The 21,653-nt window shown below is 32.5% G+C and carries 17 protein-coding genes; 2 read left to right on the top strand and 15 right to left on the bottom strand.

Features of this window, described 5'->3' with window-relative positions:
- Positions 1 to 16 precede the first annotated feature (16 nt).
- Positions 17 to 1,156 carry a DUF3883 domain-containing protein gene (locus N4T77_RS14935; protein ID WP_261672630.1) on the bottom strand — a complete coding sequence of 380 codons (1,140 nt, stop codon included), beginning with the start codon at positions 1,154 to 1,156 and terminating at the stop codon, positions 17 to 19.
- A gap of 437 nt (positions 1,157 to 1,593) precedes the next feature.
- Here N4T77_RS14935 and N4T77_RS14930 point away from each other — a divergent pair, with 437 nt between their 5' ends.
- Positions 1,594 to 2,280 carry a helix-turn-helix domain-containing protein gene (locus N4T77_RS14930; protein WP_261672629.1) on the top strand — a complete coding sequence of 229 codons (687 nt, stop codon included), beginning with the start codon at positions 1,594 to 1,596 and terminating at the stop codon, positions 2,278 to 2,280.
- A complete protein-coding gene (locus tag N4T77_RS14925) occupies positions 2,274 to 3,170 on the top strand; it encodes an IS3 family transposase (RefSeq protein WP_315903176.1) in 897 nt (298 codons plus the stop codon). The genes N4T77_RS14930 and N4T77_RS14925 overlap by 7 nt, the downstream gene beginning before the upstream one ends.
- 363 nt (positions 3,171 to 3,533) lie before the next feature.
- On the opposite strand, the gene N4T77_RS14920 is transcribed toward N4T77_RS14925, so the two are convergent.
- The 14 genes from N4T77_RS14920 to N4T77_RS14855 all read right to left on the bottom strand — a co-directional run bounded on the left by N4T77_RS14920 (position 3,534) and on the right by N4T77_RS14855 (position 21,620).
- Positions 3,534 to 5,210 (bottom strand): hypothetical protein, encoded by a 1,677-nt coding sequence (locus N4T77_RS14920; protein ID WP_261672628.1) that lies wholly within the window; start codon positions 5,208 to 5,210, stop codon positions 3,534 to 3,536.
- 572 nt (positions 5,211 to 5,782) lie between these two features.
- Positions 5,783 to 6,052 (bottom strand): hypothetical protein, encoded by a 270-nt coding sequence (locus N4T77_RS14915; protein ID WP_261672627.1) that lies wholly within the window; start codon positions 6,050 to 6,052, stop codon positions 5,783 to 5,785.
- A 35-nt stretch (positions 6,053 to 6,087) separates the two neighbouring features.
- Positions 6,088 to 6,951: a hypothetical protein gene (locus N4T77_RS14910; protein WP_261672626.1), complete on the bottom strand. Its 864-nt coding sequence runs from the start codon at positions 6,949 to 6,951 to the stop codon at positions 6,088 to 6,090.
- 260 nt (positions 6,952 to 7,211) lie between these two features.
- Positions 7,212 to 8,429, bottom strand: coding sequence for a DUF2220 domain-containing protein (locus N4T77_RS14905; protein WP_261672625.1), 1,218 nt, complete (start codon positions 8,427 to 8,429; stop codon positions 7,212 to 7,214).
- Positions 8,416 to 11,652, bottom strand: a complete 3,237-nt coding sequence (locus tag N4T77_RS14900; RefSeq protein WP_261672624.1) for an ATP-binding protein — start codon at positions 11,650 to 11,652, stop codon at positions 8,416 to 8,418. Before N4T77_RS14900 ends, N4T77_RS14905 begins: the two co-directional genes overlap by 14 nt.
- Positions 11,621 to 12,235: a DUF4194 domain-containing protein gene (locus N4T77_RS14895; protein ID WP_396125140.1), complete on the bottom strand. Its 615-nt coding sequence runs from the start codon at positions 12,233 to 12,235 to the stop codon at positions 11,621 to 11,623. The genes N4T77_RS14900 and N4T77_RS14895 overlap by 32 nt, the downstream gene beginning before the upstream one ends.
- 40 nt (positions 12,236 to 12,275) lie before the next feature.
- Entirely contained in the window at positions 12,276 to 13,685 is a 1,410-nt protein-coding gene (locus N4T77_RS14890; protein WP_261672622.1) for a Wadjet anti-phage system protein JetA family protein, read from the bottom strand.
- Between the two features lie 846 nt (positions 13,686 to 14,531).
- Complete coding sequence (locus tag N4T77_RS14885; RefSeq protein WP_261672621.1) at positions 14,532 to 14,744, bottom strand: hypothetical protein; 213 nt, start codon at positions 14,742 to 14,744, stop codon at positions 14,532 to 14,534.
- Positions 14,745 to 15,072: 328 nt separating this feature from the next.
- Positions 15,073 to 15,879 carry a hypothetical protein gene (locus tag N4T77_RS14880; protein ID WP_261672620.1) on the bottom strand — a complete coding sequence of 269 codons (807 nt, stop codon included), beginning with the start codon at positions 15,877 to 15,879 and terminating at the stop codon, positions 15,073 to 15,075.
- A complete protein-coding gene (locus N4T77_RS14875) occupies positions 15,857 to 16,303 on the bottom strand; it encodes a DUF6508 domain-containing protein (protein ID WP_261672619.1) in 447 nt (148 codons plus the stop codon). Before N4T77_RS14875 ends, N4T77_RS14880 begins: the two co-directional genes overlap by 23 nt.
- Entirely contained in the window at positions 16,296 to 16,976 is a 681-nt protein-coding gene (locus N4T77_RS14870) for a hypothetical protein (protein WP_261672618.1), read from the bottom strand. Before N4T77_RS14870 ends, N4T77_RS14875 begins: the two co-directional genes overlap by 8 nt.
- A gap of 199 nt (positions 16,977 to 17,175) precedes the next feature.
- Positions 17,176 to 18,456 carry an McrC family protein gene (locus N4T77_RS14865; protein WP_261672617.1) on the bottom strand — a complete coding sequence of 427 codons (1,281 nt, stop codon included), beginning with the start codon at positions 18,454 to 18,456 and terminating at the stop codon, positions 17,176 to 17,178.
- Complete coding sequence (locus tag N4T77_RS14860; RefSeq protein WP_261672616.1) at positions 18,449 to 20,683, bottom strand: McrB family protein; 2,235 nt, start codon at positions 20,681 to 20,683, stop codon at positions 18,449 to 18,451. Before N4T77_RS14860 ends, N4T77_RS14865 begins: the two co-directional genes overlap by 8 nt.
- Before the next feature lie 475 nt (positions 20,684 to 21,158).
- Positions 21,159 to 21,620 carry an ATP-binding domain-containing protein gene (locus tag N4T77_RS14855; RefSeq protein WP_261672615.1) on the bottom strand — a complete coding sequence of 154 codons (462 nt, stop codon included), beginning with the start codon at positions 21,618 to 21,620 and terminating at the stop codon, positions 21,159 to 21,161.
- Positions 21,621 to 21,653 lie beyond the last annotated feature (33 nt).

The raw sequence follows: 21,653 nt of genomic DNA, 5'->3' as shown, positions 1-21,653 counted from the left end.
AATTTTGTTATTACTTTTAAACTATATATTTTGAGCTAATTTTATTGATATATACGACATGCTTACTGGATATCGATAAATAGTCTTCTGAAAATTCTTTCGAAAAATTTTTAACTATAGTAATTCGTGGATTAACCTTCAAATTGCTGACCAATAATATGTAATAAAACTCATTATTATTTAAATTGCTGGCCTTCATTTCGATAAGTTCATTTCTTGTTAAAACTATTTCATTTACATCTCCTTCATAACTACTCTTTACTTCAAACTTAACTATCTTACCATCCACTAGTATTTCTATATCATAACCCTTTCCTACTGATTTATCAGATTCTTTTTCAACATTTTCTATTTCAATATTAGTATTAAACCAATTAACTTTTACATCATTTATGTCTTGATATCTAATCCCCAGCTTTGCTAGTACTTCTTCTTTATTATCGCAAATAAATTCATTGGCTTTTTTTTCTCCTGTAAGTCCTATTATTTTTACGCTTCTAGAACTTTGATTCTTTATTCTATGACTTTTTTTAGATTTTGTTATTTTCTTATCGTCCATACTGCTTTGATTGTTTAAATTAGTGCTCCAACTACATTTTATCTCCTCATTTTTATCATCGTTCCAATATTTACCCACTAAATTTTTTTCTATTAATGCACTTTTTCCTTCATCTATATCATTTTCCTTTAATCTATCTTCTATTGTATACTTTAATACATCCTTTATTGCTTCTACCTTCTGGCCCTTCAACTCTCCAATTCCCTGTGGCGCACCTTTATAACCTAATCTTTCTATCAAATCTTTTTTATCAATAGTCGTTTCTTTAACTCCCTTAATAAAAATAGCACAATCATACTTCGAATCTGTTCTTTCTCCCCAAATTTTTTTCGGTATATCTATTCCAATTATTGTATCTACTATTGTTCCTGAATATATCCTTTTACTCTCCCCTTTAGGCCATATTATTATTTTATCCCCATCTCTCATCTCTTTTGAATATCTTTCATTCTTTTGTTTGTTTTTACCGGCACCTCTTGATATGGCCCATCCATAAATTTCTTCATTAATATCTTCCAATCCTATATGTTTGTTTATTGGCGTTAATATTGAACTCTTTATATTTTTCTCATCACCGCGTGTTAAATAATAATGCATAGATATCCTCCTATCTATGCATTATTATCTGTAGTAATATTAATTTTTAAACATGATACTTCTTAATAGTATAAAAACAACATCTCTGCAAAGTGAAGCTAATGTTAAATCTTACAATAATAACCTTGTTTCTTACATTATCCTACTTCTAAGATTAAGCTACCTTATATTTCATTTTTCTTGCGTACTAGATAGCATATTTTTCAATCCCTTCACATCGCTAAAAAGTGCATACTCCAAGCTAAAAATGCACCCCTCTTAATATAAACCTATTATGGGTATGTATTTATTTTATTTCAATAGCTATATCTATATCTATATGCTGTAATTTAACCTTACATTTTCACTCAAAAACAACAAAAGCCCCTGAAATGATATGCTCCCCTTATGGTAGACAGTTGAAATAGTAAAACTGTTATCATAGGAGGAGTATTTTCATGTCTAAGAATAAATTTACACCTGAAGAGAAAATAATGATTGTCAAAGAATACCTGACCGGTGGAACATCATATATCAAAATTGGACGCAAATATAAAGTTGATGAATCATCTATTCGAAAGTGGGTAAATAAATATCAAGCCTTTGGAGAAGGGGTATTTGAGATGAACTGTGCTAATCTCAACTATTCTGCCGGATTTAAGAAGAGAGTTGTAGCAGCATATCTCAACGGAGAAGGCTCATATAAAGATATTTCTATAAGATTTAAAATTCATGCTGCTTCTACTGTACTTCAATGGGTTAAGCAGTATAATAACCATATGGAACTCACTGATTCAAAACCTAAAGGAGTTGTGAATATGGTTAATAATAAAGGGAGAAAAACTACTTATGAAGAACGAATAGCTATTGTTGAATACTGTATTGAACATCATAATAATTATGCTGAAACAGCACTAAAATACGAAGTATCATATCAGCAAGTATATTCATGGATAAAAAAATATCAGGAAAAAGGAATTGGAGCATTACAGGATCGTAGAGGTAAAGCAAAATCAGAAGCTGATATGTCTGATTTAGAAAAGTTGCAATTGGAAAACCGAATGCTTCGTGCAGAAAATCGAAAGATAGAACTGGAGAATGAACTGTTAAAAAAACTCGAAGAGATCAAAAGGAGGCGATATTAGGACAGATACAGAATGAGACCGTATATTTTGCAATTAAGGAAATTCTTGATAAAAAGAAATGTTCTATCATGGAGCTTTGTGTAATTGCAGGGATATCTCGTTCAGCTTACTATAAATGGCTAAAAAGGATACCAGGAAAAAACGAAGTGTTTAATCAACATCTATGCGATTTAATTAAGAATAATTATGAAGGAGCAAATGGTATTCTAGGCTATCGCCAAATGACGATTAAGTTAAATCGTGAAAATAAATTCCGTGTGAATGAAAAACGAATACTGCGATTAATGAGAATTTTGCATCTTAAATCTGTATGTCGCAAAGCACGAAAAAATTATATAAAATCTACGCCAGAGGTTACAGCGAAAAATGTTTTAAATAGAGAATTTACTTCCGGTAAGTTTGGAGAGAAATGGCTTACAGATGTAACGGAGTTCAAATACGGAATTTCAGGAAAAGCTTATCTAAGTGCAATACTTGATCTTTCTGATAAGGGTATAGTTTCTTTTGTTGTAAGTCATTTTAACAACAATAATCTTGTTTTTGATACATTTGATATTGCTCATGAGAACTATCCAGATGCCAAACCGCTATTTCACAGTGACCGCGGTTACCAATATACGTCAAAATCATTTCGCAAGAAGTTAGATAAGGCTGGAATGAAACAAAGCATGTCCAGAGTAGGTCGGTGCATTGATAATGGTCCAATGGAAGCATTTTGGGGAATGCTAAAATCAGAAATGTATTATCTTAAGAAGTTTAATACTTATGAAGAACTGGTTGAATCTATCAATCAATATATAGATTATTATAATAATCTTCGTTATCAGAAACGTCTTAACTGCATGACACCAGTAGAGTACAGAAAGTTCTTACAGGAAAAAGTAGCATAAAAATATCTCCAACAACTTCTGATTGGAGATATTTAAGCCATAAATCTTTTAATTTTTAAACTGTCCACTTGACAGGGAGCGGTTCAAAATCAAGGACTTTCTATTGTATCAAAATTATAGTTTATGTATGGTGGAGGTGAAGCGCAGTAGTTGAAATCCACTATTAAGTATATATATTATTTGCACGCCTGATTTCGAGTTGTGCTGATGACGTTTAGTTTCATCAAATTATTGTTGACTTATTATAGTCGTCGGTATTTTGTCGTCGTATCAGCGGCAAATAAAATCGAATTTATTTTCTTGGAATAAATTCCATGTAATAATAAATTTAGTCAGTATAGTAACAATTCAAATAAGCTTTTATTAAGGCCTGGGTACTACCATCGCCTCATCTAAAACACTTGGATTAAATGTAACTAAATTTAAAGAACTAAACAGCCCTAGATAAAGCTCAAAAATTGTTGATGCGGCACAACGATTTTTTTGATTTATTTTATCTATAGCTTTGTAATACCACCCAAAGCGTTGATAGTTTTTCTGTTTTTCTTTATCAACAAGATAATCCACTGCATCTCGCAAGCTATCTATGTTTATTCCCAACCTATAATATCCCATACTAACCCATGAACTCTTAGTTTTTAATTCAATAGAAAAATATACAGATAAAATTTCAGCTATATCTTCCGTTATAATTTTGTTATCTACTAGATTAGCCAAACTATAATCTATAGCCATATCTACAATATTGAAAAGTGTTATTCTTAATCTCTTTTTTTCATAACTATCATTTGATAATGCATACCTTAACCAACCATATCTACCTAGTTGATCAGGATACGCCCTTAAAATCTTTGCATTCAATCTACCTTCACTATCTATTTGTCTTACCATATCGCATCCATACTTGGATACATCTGTAAACCAAGAGTTTATGATTTGGCCTTGCATTTTCAGTACTGCACTTGCTTGAGTATATACATTCATATATTCATCAATAGCCAGTAAACACCTATCAATCATCCTTAAAACAGCCGCAACATAAAAATCCTCTGTTTTCCTTGCATATACACCTTGCATTGAGTTATCTTTTGAGTAGTCTTGTGGAAGTGCATTAAAGGCATACTTGTCTACAATTTTTCTAACAAATCCATTGTTATATAATCCACACTTTTGTAAAATTTCCTTAATTTCATTATATGTATTATTATTGACGTTGGAGCAATACCTCTCAAGACATTGTATATAATGTGTAACATTTTCAGTTGCCAATAATGAATTATTAAAACCAGATAAACTTTCAAAGGGCAAATCAAAAGAATGTCTTAACGCAATTAATATAGGTGTACTTTTTAAGCAACTTTCAAAATCCTCTTTAATTTCACTTTGGTAAATATCCGTAAGCCTACTACCATCATTAATGAATATCATTCCATCAATACTAGAGAAATCAAGGTGTCTTGATCTATCATCTTGTCCCAAACCTTTTGTATCTATTATACTCAATTGATCAAGGTTATGGTTTTGAAGCACACTTGTCAAATCACTTGAGATAGGTACATTAATTTCTATACAAAAAAGATACTCATCAATCTTACTTTTATTTATTAGAGTCAATACATCACTAATCTTCATTGATTTGATAATGTTTTCAAGTTGATTTCTTGAAGCGCCATTATCAAAATCAATCATTGCACCATGAATATAATGTGCATTATTAAATTCATTATTTATCTTAGTAAAAAATGTTGTTCTCTCTTTATTTTCATTATATGGCTGATCTTTTGTAGTGCATTCTTCTTTTCTCTTCTTACTGTGCTCAGTCCACTCATCAACAAAATCATTAATAACAACTCCTGCTATATTTAGGATATGAAATGCCCCAAAAGTGTATTTTACACTTGTAGACGTGGTTCCTTTTCGATAATTAGCAGGTGAAATCGTAGTTAAAGTATCTCTATATGATGGTGCGGTTAATGTTTTAATTATCGTGCTCTTTCCTGAACCAGATACTCCATTAAATAATATTGTTCTTCTTGACATACTGTCCCCCCTAAATATTGAATTTTTTAAATAATGGATTTATATAAATATTTAGAACCCTAATTAATCACCTATGCTATCTACATTGCTACATATCCATACTTTATTTGTAACATGATTAATATTCTCAATATATTTATCTTAATTTTAATTAATAATTTATATATATTATTATACACATAACTCCAACAAATTACAATATTTTGTCAATTTTATTGTGATTTATTGCATATAAACCATTCTTCCTATTATTAACTAAATTTACCTTTAGTGAATATAGTTAGTATCTGTATTATGATTAAAATTTCAGGCTTGTTGCTCTGTTAATCTTGCTTAAAATATAAATATTATCTTTTTGTATTATTTAGTAGTTCTTTCCACATAATTTTATACATTAACTTCAATATAGTTCTTCTCTCATCGTTCTCTGAGTCTTCAACAAGCAGTAACTTCCAGTTGCTTCCATAGGGTCTGACCCCATAGCTAGATGTTCACATCTAGCTTGCTACAGCAAGTGCTTATATATTTAAACACTTGCTATTCTAATTTGTTTTTTAGGTAATCCTTCATTACTAAAAAAATCTATCAATTTTTAAATTTTTTACTCTTAACTGCCCTATATTTATAAAGCCCGATATACCGTAAACTAAATTATCAATATTCACATCGGTACTCTCTAATGACCTTACACTTTTGTTTAGCACATCTTCTCTGTCTTTATTCTGAACACATAATAGAATATTAATTTCAAATATTCTATTTGCAAGGAAACCAATTCCCGTTATTGCACCTAAAAAGTCCTCCATTTCTTTAATAGCTCTTATAATTCCTTTTTCATTCACTGATGAATATAGCAAGCAGTAACTTCCAGTTACTGCTATGGGGTCAGACCCCATAGCGAGATGTTCACATCGAGCTTGCTACAAAGGAAATTTCTTATCAGTATGGACGTATTTTTTATCTCAATTAGTTCTTTGAGTATATTTATAGTATTACTAAATTCATTAAGCAAAAAAATTTGATTTAATTCATTACTGAAAAAAACTTTACACTTTTTCTTTGGCAAATCAGTAGTTTCATTTTCGTTTATATCATAAAATTTAGCTTTTGAAACATCTAATTTACCAATTAAGTATTGGTAATTACTTGAATATGTTCTATTGACTTCCATATATTCTAACACATATTTTTCGCTTGACGAAATATATTTATTAACTAATAAATACTTGTACAACTGATTTTCATCTCCATCTAGTGGCACAAAAATTTCATAAGGCATTGCCAATTTTGGCTTTTTTGAATTATTATCTTCGTTATTAACAACCTTATAATCTAAATGCAAACGAATAAAAGAAAAATATTTTTCTATTGCTTTATCAATTTGCCCATCATTTTCTATTAAATGGAAGTATTCCTTAAACATCTGATTCTGATAAAAATCATCCTCAGAAAATGACTGTAGTTTATTTATATATATTGATTTGGGCTCTTTTACAATATCACGATAGAATTCAACTATAAAATCTAAAGTAATTATATTTTTATAATCTGGAGACATTTTAATTGAAGCACTCCTAATTCCATTGTTACTTGTTGCTATTGTTTTTAAAAACATATCAAAACTAAAAACCATAGCTTCATTTTCTCGTCTTTGCAGATACTCACTGTTAACAGCACTAAAATATTTGTATATTTCATCTTTGGGCAATGTTGTACCATGCCTAAAAATTGATTTATCCACTAACTTTTTACCTAGTATATCTTCTCCACTAACCTCTATCCATCCGCCTGATCTGCCTTCGATGATTTCACCTGCTTGTAAGATTTATTTTATAAATACACTAATTTCCGACTTGATATATAATTTTAATTTATACTATCATTTTGCAACACATGAATTATTTTTAACAGTAAAAAATGGAGAAAAGTTAAAGCTTACCTCCACTACTTGTTATAGCGGCCATGGGGTTAGACCCCTCTCCCGTAGATGTTTACCGCTTTTTATAAATCATACCCTACAATTTCCTGCTCTAGCTTTCTTCCATCTTTCAGCATCATTTCTATTGAGTCACCAAACACATCAAAATCAATGTCTTCTGCCATATTTAATAAAATTTTTCTATCTGCTTCAGTAAGTGGTTTTGTGTAACTTTTGTATTTTTTCAGTACATCCGCTCCCATATTCATAGGTTTAAATGGTACTCCAGTCCTTTCCCTAAGATGCCTATAAATCCTAAAACCTCCACAATCAATATCGCCCCAATGGTAATACTCAATGTTAGGGTATGCATCATAAAGCTTCGTAAGCAGTTTTCTTCTGCTCTCATTGTGATATCCACCTAGATATATAATTATGGCTTCCTCATCCTTGAACCTATTAAAAGTTGTTAAATTTTCGATAGTTATAAGCCTTTTAACCTGATGGCAGCTTTCAAATTGCAAAGTTTCCAAATCCTTACTGCTTATACCCATTCCGTTTTCAAAATCACTTAAATCAATGGTGCTGTTCTTAAATTTGATTGTTCCGCTTCCCTTGAACATTACATAGGATGGATTCTTGAGTATATTGAATTCACCAAGCAAATCTTCAACTTCCAATAGATATTCATTATTAGGATGAAACCCCAGGATTATATTTTTTATTTTGCCTTCCATAACCTCCAAGGTTTTGGAATTCTTAAAAACTTTCATCGATAGTTCTCTTAAATATATTTCTTCCTTATTGCAGGTAACAGCTTGAACAGCAAGAAGAAGCTCCTCTACATACTTTAAATCATTTAGATCAAAATATTTTTTCACAGATTTGTTCTCTAGTATTCTTTCCGTCATTGATAATATAAATTCAGCCACAGTCTCATCTTGGGAAGGAAAATTACGAAGTAGGTCAAGTACCTTGTTCTCCAAAGATTTCTTTTGCTTTCTCTTAACGTATTTATATGCTTCATCAAGCTTATTAGTATTTAGAACAACTCTTTCTATAATGTGACCTTCCCGTCGATTTTTCCAGATAATCTCTATCAATTCTTTGTACTGCAGGTCCATTGTCATCTGATTTATATCCTCATAAATAGTGGATTCTTCATCAAAATAATCTGGAATGTTCTTCTTGTTAAAAGTAAAGAAAATCCTTTGATTATTTTTATTGCTTTCAGTGTATAGTGCGCTGCCTTCATAGGAGTCCAAAAGCCTGTTAATTAAAAACTCATCATATCTTTTCATAAGAATATACCTCTACATAACTTATATTATCTTCTTTCAAAGCAAGGAGAGTACTGTCAACCTGAGGACCTATATATTGAATCTTTTCTGGCGGCGCCGCTATTATCATCTGCAGCGGCAGGTTATTCAAAAATTCCAGCACACCAGTGGTTCTCTCGTCATCCATCTTGTCAAAGGCTTCATCAAAAAGAATCAGCCCTATACTCTCAGTACCAATGCCTTGACTGTAAAGCTGGACAAAAGAAGCAGCTATAGTTACATAGAAAGGTGTCTGAGTCTCCCCTCCGCTTTTCTCTCTGGCAACCTTTGAGTAAAAGGATTCTGTGCCGTCACCATGACCTATATGTATATCATAATCCATATAGGTTCTGTAATCCGTAAATTCCTCCAGGGTTTTTGAACTGTTCTCCTCGTCCAAAGTAAGTTTTTCAAAAAGTTCCTCAATTACTTCCTTATGCCTGTCATTGAACTGCCCGCTCAAAAGAGAGTAGCCCTCTACAATATTAAAATCATCCATAATCATTTTGTAATATTTACTGAAGCGCTTGCTTTCCGAATATTTAAACTCGTAGGACTCACTTCCGAATTTGATATACTTAAGTGCCTTGTTTAGCTGCTTAAATTCTCCCTGAGCCTTTTTTATATTCTCCTGAAGCTTTGACAAAAATTGCTCCTTGAATTCAAGTTCAGCTCCTTTTTTAGCCTCAAATACCTTTTCTTCATAGGACAAAAGTTCCGAGCCCTTCAGCTTATTTAACTCCTCAATAAATAGTCTTGCACCTTCATAGGTGGCCTCCGCACCAAAGTCATGCTCAGATTTGTATTTATACTGCATGTCTCTTAAGGAATCTTCCTGTGTACTACGCAAGGTTTCTGTTCTCTTCTTCGTTCCTTCATAATCCTCTTTTATCTTTCTCACAGGTTTTTTCGAGGCAAGAATCCCCTCATACTCCTTTTGTTCTTTTTCAAGTTTTTCCCCAAGAGTCTTTTCCGAATTGTTAAGCTCTTCTGCTTGCCTTCCCAGTCTTTCCTCTTCCTGCTCCTTTGCCTTAATTTCATTTTTTATTTGATTATCATTGGATCCTTTTTTGCCTATAATATCTTCTTTTTTCTTTTCAAGCTTTTCTATTTCCCTCTTTAACTCCTCAATAGCCATCTGCTTTTGAAAAAAGTTATTGTTTTTTTCAAGTTCAGATTTTTTTCTTTTCAGACTTTCCAGCTGTTCCTTATTAGCATTAAGCCTTGGCAAAACTTCTATATTATATTTTATATCTGTTTCTTTGTCTCTTCCCAAGAGTTCCTTATATTTGTTAAGCTTCTTCAAGCTATCTATTATAGCTTTTCTCTGCTCCTCTAAAACACTTTTTTCCTCCAGAGCCTGCTTCAGCTGAATTTTATAGGCATCTTCTCCAATGTAAGGAGTTTTATATACCTTTGGATCTATTGCCCTAGCAACATGATTTTGATAAAGCATGCAACCGGGAGTAATAGAGCATTGATAAAGCTTTAACTCTTCAACTTTTTCGCAAAGAACAACCTTTCCAAGTATCATATTAGCAAACCGCTTTGCCCATATACTCTGAGAGGTTACAACAGCAGCCAAGGTATTATTACCGCAGTTGTCATATCCATCTAGCTTACCTGTGTTTATCAAGCCTGCAGAATGCAATCCTCTATTTTTTCTAAGGTTCTCATATACATTTAACGCCAGATCAAAATCCTCTGGCTCCACTATAATATAAAACCTCTGTGTATTTAAATAACCTTCTACAGCATTCTTCCAACCTTCATACGTTACCCTCAAAAGCTCGCATAAAATCATTGGTTCGCTGCCTTTTCCTGCCTTTTTAAAGGTTTTCTTTATTTCCTCCAAAAGCATTGTGATTTCTGGTTTATACTGAAGCTTCTTCTTCTCCAGTTCAGCTATTTTTTTATTCACCTGTGAAAGCCTTGTTTCAAAGTCATCCTTCTCAGCTTCCGACTTATAAACCTTCTTTGAAACTTCCTCAGCCCTTTCTCGCTTATCCTTTATAAATTCATCAATTATGCCGCTGACAGAGGAAATTGCAAAATTTTGAACAAGTTGCCTTGCCCCATGAAGATAGCTAATGGCAGCTGGAAAATCTTCTTCCTTTGCCATTAAAGCTTCCGTATTTTTAATGGATTCCTTTACGGCTAGAAGAAGGCTGTTTTTCTTCCCTTCAAGTTCCTTAACCTGAGGCTCAAGAGCATTGATCTTACTCTCCAAATCCTTTATAGCCAAATATTCTTCATTGTGCAGCAATTCATATTCCAGCTTATCTCTTGTATCATTTTTGTCATAAATTTCGTTCTGTATATTATTTCTCTGGGCTTCCAGTGCATCTATTTCATCGTTGAGTTTTTTGATATTAAATTCAAACCTTGAAATATTCTCTTTTGAAATCTCCGCATCAGCTCTTTTAATAATGTAGTCATAAACTTTTTCTCTTTCTTTAAAACTCACTATCTTATCATAACTTTCACTAATAGCCTCCAGCTTTTGTATCTTAACTTTTATGATACTCAGCATCTTCTCCAGTTCCTGATAACTTCTAACATTTTCCTTCAAGACTTCAATATTAACTTCCTTCTTATCCAAAACGTAGGAATAGACAAAATCTTTAATATCATCAATAGGTTTAAAAGCCAGTGCTTTAGGTATAAGTTCAAAAAACTTATCTTCAAGACGTCCAAAGCGATTTTTAAAATCCTTCTTTGCATCTGTTTGATTGAAAATCTGTGCCTTCTTGTTTGTATTTCTAAATATATCGATATTCTTCGGCTTATTGCCCTGTAAAAACAAGTCGTCCTCTATACCTTGATTTTCTATTCTATACCATACTGTCTTCTCCTTGGTTTCTGATGCAGAGTCTATTACTGCACCTACAAGGAAGGTTTTATTCTTTTCTTCCTCATAAAACTCCAAAGCAATATGAGCTGTAACCTGGCCTTCTCTCTCATAAGGTTTGCTCTCCTTACCAGTTTTACACCTTACATAGCCTGCCAGGGTTCTTTTACCGTTCTCGTTGGCAGCCTTGTTAAAATTATTCTTGGAGCAAGTAAGCACAAGTTGAATAGCATCAAGAATAGTTGATTTACCAGCTCCATTTTCACCTGACAGCAGAACAGAATTGTTTATTTCAATAGTTTCATTCAAAAAACGATGCCAATTAATCAACCTCATCCTCTTCAATTTCTTCATCGGCTTCACCACCTTTCTTATAGATGTTTATCTTGTCATAAACCGCCTTGATATCATCTACTCTCAAAGCCATTAAAATAGAATGATATATTATAATTCTAGAATCTTCATTTGTAAGATCCTTATCCAAATTGTTTATTATATTAAACCTTTTAAACAGCTTTAGCGAGTTGTTTAAGGTAGTTTTATCAATAAGCTTATCTCTTATTTTTAACGCCATAAACTTCTCTTGTATTTCACCAACTGTCACTACTACATCATTAGCCAGGGACAATTCCCTGATTTTTTCATCAAAAAGTACTCTTAAAAGCAAAAGTATTATGGAATCAAAAAGTTTTAGCTGAATTCTGTTAAAATTCAGGGTATTTACCAGCTGAACAACACCATATTCCTCATTGATTTCCACCTGAAAACCTAAAATTTTGAAGTAGCTGTTAAACTCATCCTTATGCCTAAGAATGGAATAGTAATCATTTTTACTTGCCTCATTCTTCTTACAAAGAAAACATGCACTAAGTAGCTTATTGCTTATCTTTTTAAATTCTTCCATCTCCCTTGCAGATAACTTATTTAAAAACTCCAAATTCACCCCTCCTGTATTCCTTATATGCACCAAAGGATTATTAATCCTTTAGCCTCCAAATTTCAAAATCTCTGAATTTATATCCCTTTATATTAACCTCATCCTTGTTAACAATCCTGTAGGACACCCGTTTCCTCTGTCCATAAAGCCTTACGTAAATGATCTTTATGAAATCTTCAATATTATTAAGAGGCATAGCTGAAGCTAGTATTACTTCTTTGCTGTCAAGGATCTCTGCCACATATTTTTCAATGTTCCCAGGGTTCATGGAGTCCTTTAATTTGTTCTTCATGTTGTCTAGCTTCTGTTTTCGCCTTCTGGAGTCAACAGTGATATCAACAAGTGCCTCAGGCTTGAAATCCTTCTTTCCTTCGACAGGTGCATAAAAGGAAGCCTCATCTACAAAGCCTTGACTGTAGATTTTAAATAAATTTTCTACATAGTCCAAGGAATAAATGGTGTTAAGACTTATATCACAACCAGCAATCTCCTCAGACATATAAAGAAGTATATCTTTTATTTGACCAGATAAATCCTCACTGTTTGAAAGCAAAAACTTAGCTCTGTTTATAGCTGATCTCTGATACTGGGAATTCTTGTTATCAATTTCTTCTATAATAAAATCTATATTATGAAAAGCATCCACCAATTCTCTCAGAATATCCCTAACTCTTTCCTTACTATCTTCACTTGATAACTCCTTTATTTCGCTGATTTCCTTTGCAGCAATTTTTATAAATTCCTCATCCTTCATATAAGCCTCCAAAGCCTCCACTATCTCTGGTCTGAACTTAGAAACATTATCGGAAGTTTTCAGTCGGTGATAAGCTTTATCGATAATATTTGCCCGGTAATCATTGAAGAGAATATCCATAATTTCCACCACCGTAGAATACTTAGTAAGCTCATCAATATATTTTTTAATATTGGAATTTAAAGTCTTAAGTCCTGTTATTAGCTTATCGGTATTCTCAAATATCTGGTTCAATAAAATACCCTTGCTTTCACTACTTGAATGTATAAGAGTATAAATGGTGTAAATATACCCTTGATACTCTAACTTAGTATTATTTACTATTCTATCCAATGTCTTTACAATCTCTACAGCATAATCGTTAAAATGAATAAGCTGTACATGGCTGTAGGTAGTCTCATTGGTGAGCCATCCATAATCAATAAGCTTCCTTATAAACAGATTAGCCTTGTCTCTGCTGCCCGCCACAGTTATGTTATCCTCCACAATATCAGAAGCATAGCTATCAAAATAGTCCTGAAGTTCATCTATCACTAGTTCTCTCTCTACCCCGAAAGACAGGCGGCTATTCATGATAGAATATAATATATAAATACAATCCCAATATATATTTTTATTCTTACAGGATAACGGCGTAAAAAAATTTTCCGGTAAATTTTTAAATAGCATCTTTTTCTCCCTATCTAGATGTTTCATTTTTTATTTGCTAAGGTTGAAACCTAAAATCTTTATCTATAATTTACAATTTTTGAGTTTTAATTTACAAGAATTTATATAGCTAAGCATAGCTGAAGCATAAATTTTATCATTTACCAGTTTCTTCAATTTATTGGATAAATACCTAAGATTTTATGACTTCCTTATTGTTTTTATATGAGATTTTTACCAATTCTAAATGGAGTTTACTATTAGCTCAAGCTTTCCGGAAAAAATTGCACGCAAAAAAACCTCCTAGAGGGTGCTGTAAGCATTATCATTTTGTATTTTTACTATTTAAACTATCAATTTTAGCTGATAATTTTGATTTTCTACTATACTTTTTAAAGAATAAGTATTAAGAACACCTCCTTTGCAAGCATCATCATTAGCCGGAAATCTCTGGTGGCAGGCACCTTTCCCCTAAAAAAGGATTTACAAAAAAATACGTTAATCAGGTTCTAAAATTATTTAAGTACCCGAATTCTCCTACCCCTAAAACTAATATTGAAAATATAAAGGAACTACTATAACTGATTGAAAATTTACAGGATAAATCTGATAAAATAAATGTCAGCGTTACTATCTCAATTAAAGTAGATGGCTTTAATACTACTTATAGTGATAATAAAGGCCCTTTATTAAATCCAGTTACTATTTTTAGAGATATAGTCAAAGATGGCTTAATAGCAAGTGCTCGCTTCGCTCCCACAAAGGTACGCGGTACCACCCAACTTATGTAGAACTATTGTAGTTTAGCAAGCAGTAACTTCCAGTTACTGCTATGGGGTCAGACCCCATAGCGAGATGCTCATCGAGCTTGCTAGTTTATGTATCCTAATTCTTTTAAGCAGTCGCAAGCCAATGCAAATCCCAAACCACTAATCTTTTTTGAGATAAGTAATGGCATTGCATCCTTGTCAGAAGGTTATAATCAAACTTAGCCACAAAGCTTTTGAAGTCTTCAATCTCCTTAAAGTCAGACATAAACTTTGCAGCATCTACTATTGACTTAGTCCATTTATGCCAGCTATTGAAATTATTATCCGTACTAGTCACATCAAACTCATATCAGAATTTCTGGTACAATTCCTCTACATCATACTGACTGATGCGTTCTAAGTCAAAATTATACAAGATACTTTTAATGCCCTCTCTTCGTTCCTGATATTTGATTACATTAGGCATCCTCTGATAGTTCTGGGCGGAATAAATTATCTGTTCAAACACATCTTCCAAGGTGCTGAAATCCTTACGGTCTCCCACAAAGTATTTATTCAATTCATCATTGGTGATCTACTCTGGTTTTATTTCATGTAAATATCGGTAGGCAGTCCTATATACTATTTGGTTCTTTTCCTTTATATCCATTCTTCTGCCACACCCCCTATCTACTTACTGTAAGTGCATTCTTAAAACTAACACTCTCAATTGGTATAAATTGTCCATCCTTAACAAGGCTTCTGCCTAGAATATCAGAAAGCGCTATTGTTTCCCACTCTTCAAGCAATTCCGATTTGCTTTCCAATAAGGTATTGATATTACTCAGTACTTCTGGATTACTGAGCCGTTCAATCAAAACTTTTCCCTCTAAATACGCACCATTAGAATCTTGTGCGTCTACAATATTTGCGTGAGAAACTTTCCATATCTTTTTTGCCCGTATTACCTCAAGCATAAAAATATCAATCAGTTCCTTTTGGACTTCCTCACTTGTCATGTTTATACGGTACTCTTCATAAACGGAATCAAACTCTGTGGAGGGTATATGAGATTCACACCGAGCCATTTCTATTATCTTTGCATTTTTGCTTTCCAATATCTGCTCAGCTTTTGTTTTTCGTGTTGTGATAGACTCTTTTTTCACAGATTGCTTTTTCTTATTCTGCTTTCTACGATTTTTCAACCAGTTATCAAAACTTGAAATTGCCTTTTCCGTTAGATAACCTGTTATTTTAGGCACTATTATTTCTGCCACACCAATAACCAACTGTCCTCCCGTAGAAAAGTCTTCATAACGCTTTGGAGTCCTTGACTCAACTTCAACAAGTTCTGCAGGGCCGACAAGCTTATTTGTGCCATCCTCAAATTCCATTGCACGTGTAGCGCCTCTTGTATCTTTTGATGCAACAGTATGAGTGCCTTCTGTTTCTAATATTTTATATGTTTTTTCACTCAGTTTCTTGTTCGACATTAGAAACACCACCTTCATCTATTGCCTTCAAACGCTGAAGCCAACACAATATGCATTCACTTTTGAAAAATCCTAATAACGCACCATCGCAAAAACGCTCTGCTCGTACAGCTCCCATCAGAAGAGCTATCACACATTTGGCATCTAAACTTGATGCATCAGCAGCTTCCATCGATTCTGTACCCCATTTCAATCCATTAGCTTCGAGTGTCTCACCATAACGGGTATGTTCATATTCCGGGTGCTCCTCGCAGAATTTGTATAAGTCCTCATGGAAGAAATCCACCGTCTGCGAATAATTAACAAATGGCATATGGATCCGATGCTCTGGTATACCATCGTTTTCCTTATCTATAATCCACTGGCCAAATTTGTCGTCTTGGATTAGTGGTATGTATTTTGTTAATCGCTCAAATTTATTCATCCTCGTCCTCCTCAGTATCATCAATGCCAAATAACATCTGGAACTTATCGAAGTTATACGGGTATGAGTTATCACCATCAAACCCTACCGGTTTATGGCCATTGTTATATTCAAATTCTAGCTCCCACTGCGTACCATCACACACCGTGTATCCGAAGCGCATAGTTGAATATCGTCTTCGCCATTCACCTATGTGGAGATCTTTAAGTGCTGCTATGAAAGTATCCTTTGTGAAAGGCTCCTTGTTATCATCATCTAACAATAAAAGTGGTTCTTCATCTTCCCATAATTTTGTATAGGCTTTCAATCCATCTGATAGTTCTACCACATAGCTACGGTAACCACCGAAGTATCCGCCAATGCTAAAAGTAATCTTGTTGATGAAATCCATATTTATTTCAAAGTCAGCAGCCTTTTCTTCTGATTTTGATAAAGTATAATTACCACCAGCTTCAGCGTAGGCTAACTTGGCTCTGTCCAAATATTCACGAGTCCAGTGAATGCGGGTATCTTCACTAGGATGCACAATTGGCTCTTTGCCATAGTCCGGGCTTTCCATCATATTTTTAAGACGACCTATTGCTTGCTTAAGACCACGAATAACGCTCATAATTTGATCTTTATTTTTTCCTTTGAGATATTCTTCATAGTAGCCTTCCGGGCTAATCATCATGTTAGGCTGCCTCCTTTAGCAAGCAGTAGCTTCCAGTTACTTTCATCGGGTCTGACACCATAGCGAGATGTTCACATCGAGCTTGCTCTGATTTTTTCTTTTCAGTCTCCATCTTTTTCACCACCTGTTAGTTATCCAAAAATTCACCTTAAAACTATATAAGATAATTATATTTCAAGAGATCATTGTTATCGTAATTTTACTTTTTATTTATTTTTGCACTTAATTCCTTTAAACTTCCTCTAATATTATCCAGATCAATAAAAAACACGTGCAGCTTTAAGTTTCCTTCATAAGTAAACCTTATTTCATTTTTCAAATTCATAACAAACTCATTTCGAGGATATAACAAAAATATATCTTCGCAATTATACTTTTTAGCATAGGCATACATCTGATACATATCTCCCTGGCTTATACCAAAGTTGTTACTTGCCTCGTTATTTAGAAGTTTCCACTTTGTATCTAGTATCAATACACTGTCATTTTGCTTTATAACTATATCTGGTCTTAATGCAAACTTTTGTGGATTCTCAATAAGATAGCGACCTCTATCCTGAGAATAAATTGCCCAATTTCTAAAATATTGACTATCTTTCATAGCCTTTGCCACATAACTTTCAAACACTTTTTCCATCGGAAAAAGCAATGCATATGCCACATTATTACCTTTATAGTTTGTAAAACTCTCATGTTTTAGAAATATCTTACACCATTTAACGATAATATCGTATTCGCTCATTAACCTACTGCCAGTGCATTTGCTTAAATCTTTTTCAATATTTTTAGAAGCTTCTATTTCATTCATCGTAAAAATAAACTTATCTATTTGACTTTGTAGATTGAAGTTATTAGTTTTTGTTTTTAAAAATAAAAGTGCAGCTTTTATAAGTTTATTTTCAGGTCTATTTTTACTGTAATCATCAAATTCTATAAAAAATCTTTCTTTATGTACTATATTTTGTGCAATATGCTTATTTACAAGCAGTTTTCCCTTATAAAACTTCTCATTTCCCTCAAGGCTTATATAATTGCTCTTTAGACCTTTTTTAATAAGAGTTGATAGTTCCCCAAGAAACATCTTAATAAATACATCAAAGATAGGGAGCTTTCCACTTTTTAAACTAGATAGATTAATACTCTTAAAGCTAGTATTTTTTAAACTCATAAGCATCTTTAAAAATATCTTTCGTGTCCTTTCATAGGATCCATCACTTTCCTCACTGTATATCTTAGGAAGTATTTCTATAACTACATTACTTTTAGTTTGAATAAGTCCTACATAATTTTGTGCTTTAAGAATTTTTCCTAAGCCTTTTTTGTAGCCTATCGTAAGAAATTCACTATTTTCAAGTGCAAAATTTTCAAGCTGTTTGAATATCTCCTTAGGTAAAATAATATTTCCCTTACTTGAAGCTTTTGCATACTCTTCACTGCAAAGACAGCCATATTCAATTATGCAGAAATACCCATTAATCATTATTGTCCTCTCCACTACTTATGCTGTATATTTTTTTATAAGCTTCTGGATTAGAAAAAGCTGCTTTATTTACTGTGTATACTTTCTTATCCTCAACGTAATCAATATCACCTAGGTTGCCGAATAGATTATATGGTATTGAAGTAACACCTATAAACTGTAGTTCTTCATCTTGAACCTGGTTATCTGCCAAAACTAAACGTATTTTTTCGTAATCCTCATAAAAATACTCCTGTAATAAAGGTATCACCTTTCTATTAAAAATGTCTGCTAAATTATCTATACTATTATTATTTATAAGATCCATAAAATAAGCCTGTCCTATAGTATGTTCTCTGTCATATAAGATTTCTATTCTTTTATTTATCATATTAAGAAGCCTTTTTATATTTACTCCTTCAACAAATAAATCGCTGTTATTATTTAATTTTGCAAATATATCACCATCAGGCATCATCTCAATAAATTCAAATCTTCTTCTTAGTGCAGTATCTAAAAGTGCTATAGACCTGTCTGCAGTATTCATTGTGCCAAGTATATATACATTTTTAGGTACACCGAATTCAATTTTTGAATAAGGTAGAGTAGTTGATGTCTCCTCTGGAGTACCTATTCTCTTTGTTTTCTCAATGAGGGTAATAAGTTCTCCAAAAATTTTAGAGATATTCCCTCTGTTTATTTCGTCAATTATAAGTACATAATTTTTCTTCTTATTTTCCAAAGCTCTTCTACATATCTCTTTAAATATTCCATTTTCAAGCTTATAAGAAATATCTGCTTTATCATCACCATTTAAACAAGGCTTAATACCTTCAATAAATTCTTCATAGCCATAAGATTGATGAAAAGTCGTAAATAAAACTTGACCTTGCTCTTTGAATTTCTCAAATCTTTCTTTCACACTGGAATATTCATCTGATTGTACAACTATTGGCTCTTTTCTTTCTAATATAGCTACAGCATAGTTTATTGAGTTATAAGTCTTTCCTGTCCCAGGAGGGCCATATAATATATAGTTAAGCTCATCGAAATAATCTATTGATTTATCCACTCCAAACTCCTCAGCTTCTTCTTCAATTCTACCATTATCCTCCTCTGGTTCCATAGGAGCTACCCCATTTCCATATTGACTCAATAACTCATCTACCCTCATATTAAAATACGGTAAAAGTAAGTCTTTTTCAAATACATTTAATTGTTCATCTTTTACCGGCATACAGGTAGAATTATAATTTGGTGCCCACCCAAGATTTGCACCTCTATATCTATCTTTACTTAAGCTTTCTTTAATAATTTCGTAGTCTCTCTCTAACCAGCCATCCTCTGTCCCACGCAGTGCTCTAGGATTTGAGGTAATTCTACCAAGAAGTTTTACTTCCGACCCTCCATAACATAAATAAAATAAGTCTCCAACTTTCATTTTTTCACTAAAGTTTATACCTTGATTTTTACCTGTATCCTTATGTACTGTTACAATCTTGTTTTTTAAATATTCTTTTCTTTCCTCATCAGTAAAACTACCATTATTGCCATGTGAAATTTTCCAAATAGTTCTATCTATGTCCCATAACTTTCTAATCTCCTTAAAGTAGAGTAATTTTTCGTAATAGGCCATTCTATTCTTTTCATTCTCAACAGATAAATTTAAATCAGCCATTTCACTTCTAATGAAGTCCTCAAATCTATTGATAGTAGATGCATCTTGAAATAAAAAAAGACAAATTAATTTTCTATGTTTTTCAGATAAAACGTTAATGACTTTTTCTGGATTTATTAAGAACTTAATAGCATTTTTAACTGCACCTGGCAACTCATTTACATCCTCATATTGTTTATAATTCAATAGATTAGATACCCAAACATTCTGTCTGACAAAAGACTTAGCAATTGTTCTAGTATCTGTGTACTTGTTAAAGTCTTTTTTATTTGCAGCTTGAAAATCTATATAAGCTATTAATTCACCTATACAAAGTACCACTTTATAAGTGTTAGTATCTTTATTAAAGCTATTTAAGAGATTCATATAATTAAAATTATTATCATCTCTAAGTTCCTTGACCTTTTCAATAAGTTCCTGAGTTTCTGTTTCACCAAGCTTTGGAAGGTGCATTAATTCTTCATATTTTTCAACTGCTTTTTGATAATGAAATTCCTCGTCAGTAGCTAAAGCTTTTATTTTATCATCATTTAAGCATTGTAAAAACTTTTCTTTTAATTTTTGTCTCATAGTAACCTCTCCTAATTTTTGTACTTATATTTTAATTTATGTCAAATAATGGTGTTCTACAGAATTCTTCTCTTACTCAATCAATTCAATTCCCATATCTATCTTCCAAACAATCCCTTAATTTTAGAAAATAAACCACCATTGCTTTTTTCCTCAATACTTTTCTCTTTCGTTACCGCCACCTACTCTCTTGTTTCCTTCCTTAAATATTTTGCAATATCTTTGTGAATACTAATCGTGAAATTATGGTTACAAAACCAATCATTCACTATATTATACCATATAATGTAAAAAATTTGTTATCTATCAACTTTACGTAATAGACTACTGTATTTATTAATATAAAATTTAAAAATGGTCCTTCACCAAAGTTGATGAAGGACCATTTTTAAATTGGCTTCAATATAATTATACTAATACCTTTACTGAAAGAGTAAATATAGAATTTGGGATACATTCGTTATTTGTACAATAACTACTTATTCTCTAAATCATCAACAACCTGACTAGGTTTCTTATACACAAACTCAAAATTCCCCTTAGTCTCAATAGCCTTCCTAAACTCATCATAAAATCTATAACTACCTACTCCCATAACCTTAACCCAACACCTGGCCCTAGTTAAAGCTACAAATAACTCATTTCTGGTATTCATATCTCCTTCATGTTTTTCAACATTTTCTATTCCTAAAACATAAACCATATTCGCTTCATTACCCTTTGCTTCATATATATTAGCAATGGTAACTGCATCATCATTCCAGAATTTGTCCCCTTCTTTATCTCTCCAATCATATTCTATAACATTATTGCTGGGCGCCTGTGGTACATAATAATTTAAATCTGACTTATTTACTGCTTTACCTATTTTTCCTCGAATACTTTTATTACCAATATACACAATAAGTAGCAAGCAGTAACTTCCAGTTACTGCCATGGGGTCTGCCCCCATAGCGAGATGTTCACATTG

The organism is Clostridium sp. CX1 (assembly GCF_025398335.1).
In the GTDB taxonomy this organism is placed as follows: domain Bacteria; phylum Bacillota; class Clostridia; order Clostridiales; family Clostridiaceae; genus Clostridium_AM; species Clostridium_AM tanneri.
This window is presented reverse-complemented; position numbering and strand designations above follow the sequence as displayed.

Excerpts from the sequence above, each read along its gene's own strand:
- N4T77_RS14935 (WP_261672630.1), bottom strand. The coding sequence starts at position 1,156 with ATGCATTATTATTTAACACGCGGTGATGAGAAAAATATAAAGAGTTCA.
- N4T77_RS14930 (WP_261672629.1), top strand. The coding sequence starts at position 1,594 with ATGTCTAAGAATAAATTTACACCTGAAGAGAAAATAATGATTGTCAAA.
- N4T77_RS14920 (WP_261672628.1), bottom strand. The coding sequence starts at position 5,210 with ATGTCAAGAAGAACAATATTATTTAATGGAGTATCTGGTTCAGGAAAG.
- N4T77_RS14905 (WP_261672625.1), bottom strand. The coding sequence starts at position 8,429 with ATGAAAAGATATGATGAGTTTTTAATTAACAGGCTTTTGGACTCCTAT.
- N4T77_RS14900 (WP_261672624.1), bottom strand. The coding sequence starts at position 11,652 with ATGAAGAAATTGAAGAGGATGAGGTTGATTAATTGGCATCGTTTTTTG.
- N4T77_RS14890 (WP_261672622.1), bottom strand. The coding sequence starts at position 13,685 with ATGAAACATCTAGATAGGGAGAAAAAGATGCTATTTAAAAATTTACCG.
- N4T77_RS14880 (WP_261672620.1), bottom strand. The coding sequence starts at position 15,879 with ATGTCGAACAAGAAACTGAGTGAAAAAACATATAAAATATTAGAAACA.
- N4T77_RS14875 (WP_261672619.1), bottom strand. The coding sequence starts at position 16,303 with ATGAATAAATTTGAGCGATTAACAAAATACATACCACTAATCCAAGAC.
- N4T77_RS14870 (WP_261672618.1), bottom strand. The coding sequence starts at position 16,976 with ATGATGATTAGCCCGGAAGGCTACTATGAAGAATATCTCAAAGGAAAA.
- N4T77_RS14865 (WP_261672617.1), bottom strand. The coding sequence starts at position 18,456 with ATGATTAATGGGTATTTCTGCATAATTGAATATGGCTGTCTTTGCAGT.
- N4T77_RS14860 (WP_261672616.1), bottom strand. The coding sequence starts at position 20,683 with ATGAGACAAAAATTAAAAGAAAAGTTTTTACAATGCTTAAATGATGAT.
- N4T77_RS14855 (WP_261672615.1), bottom strand. The coding sequence starts at position 21,620 with ATGGCAGTAACTGGAAGTTACTGCTTGCTACTTATTGTGTATATTGGT.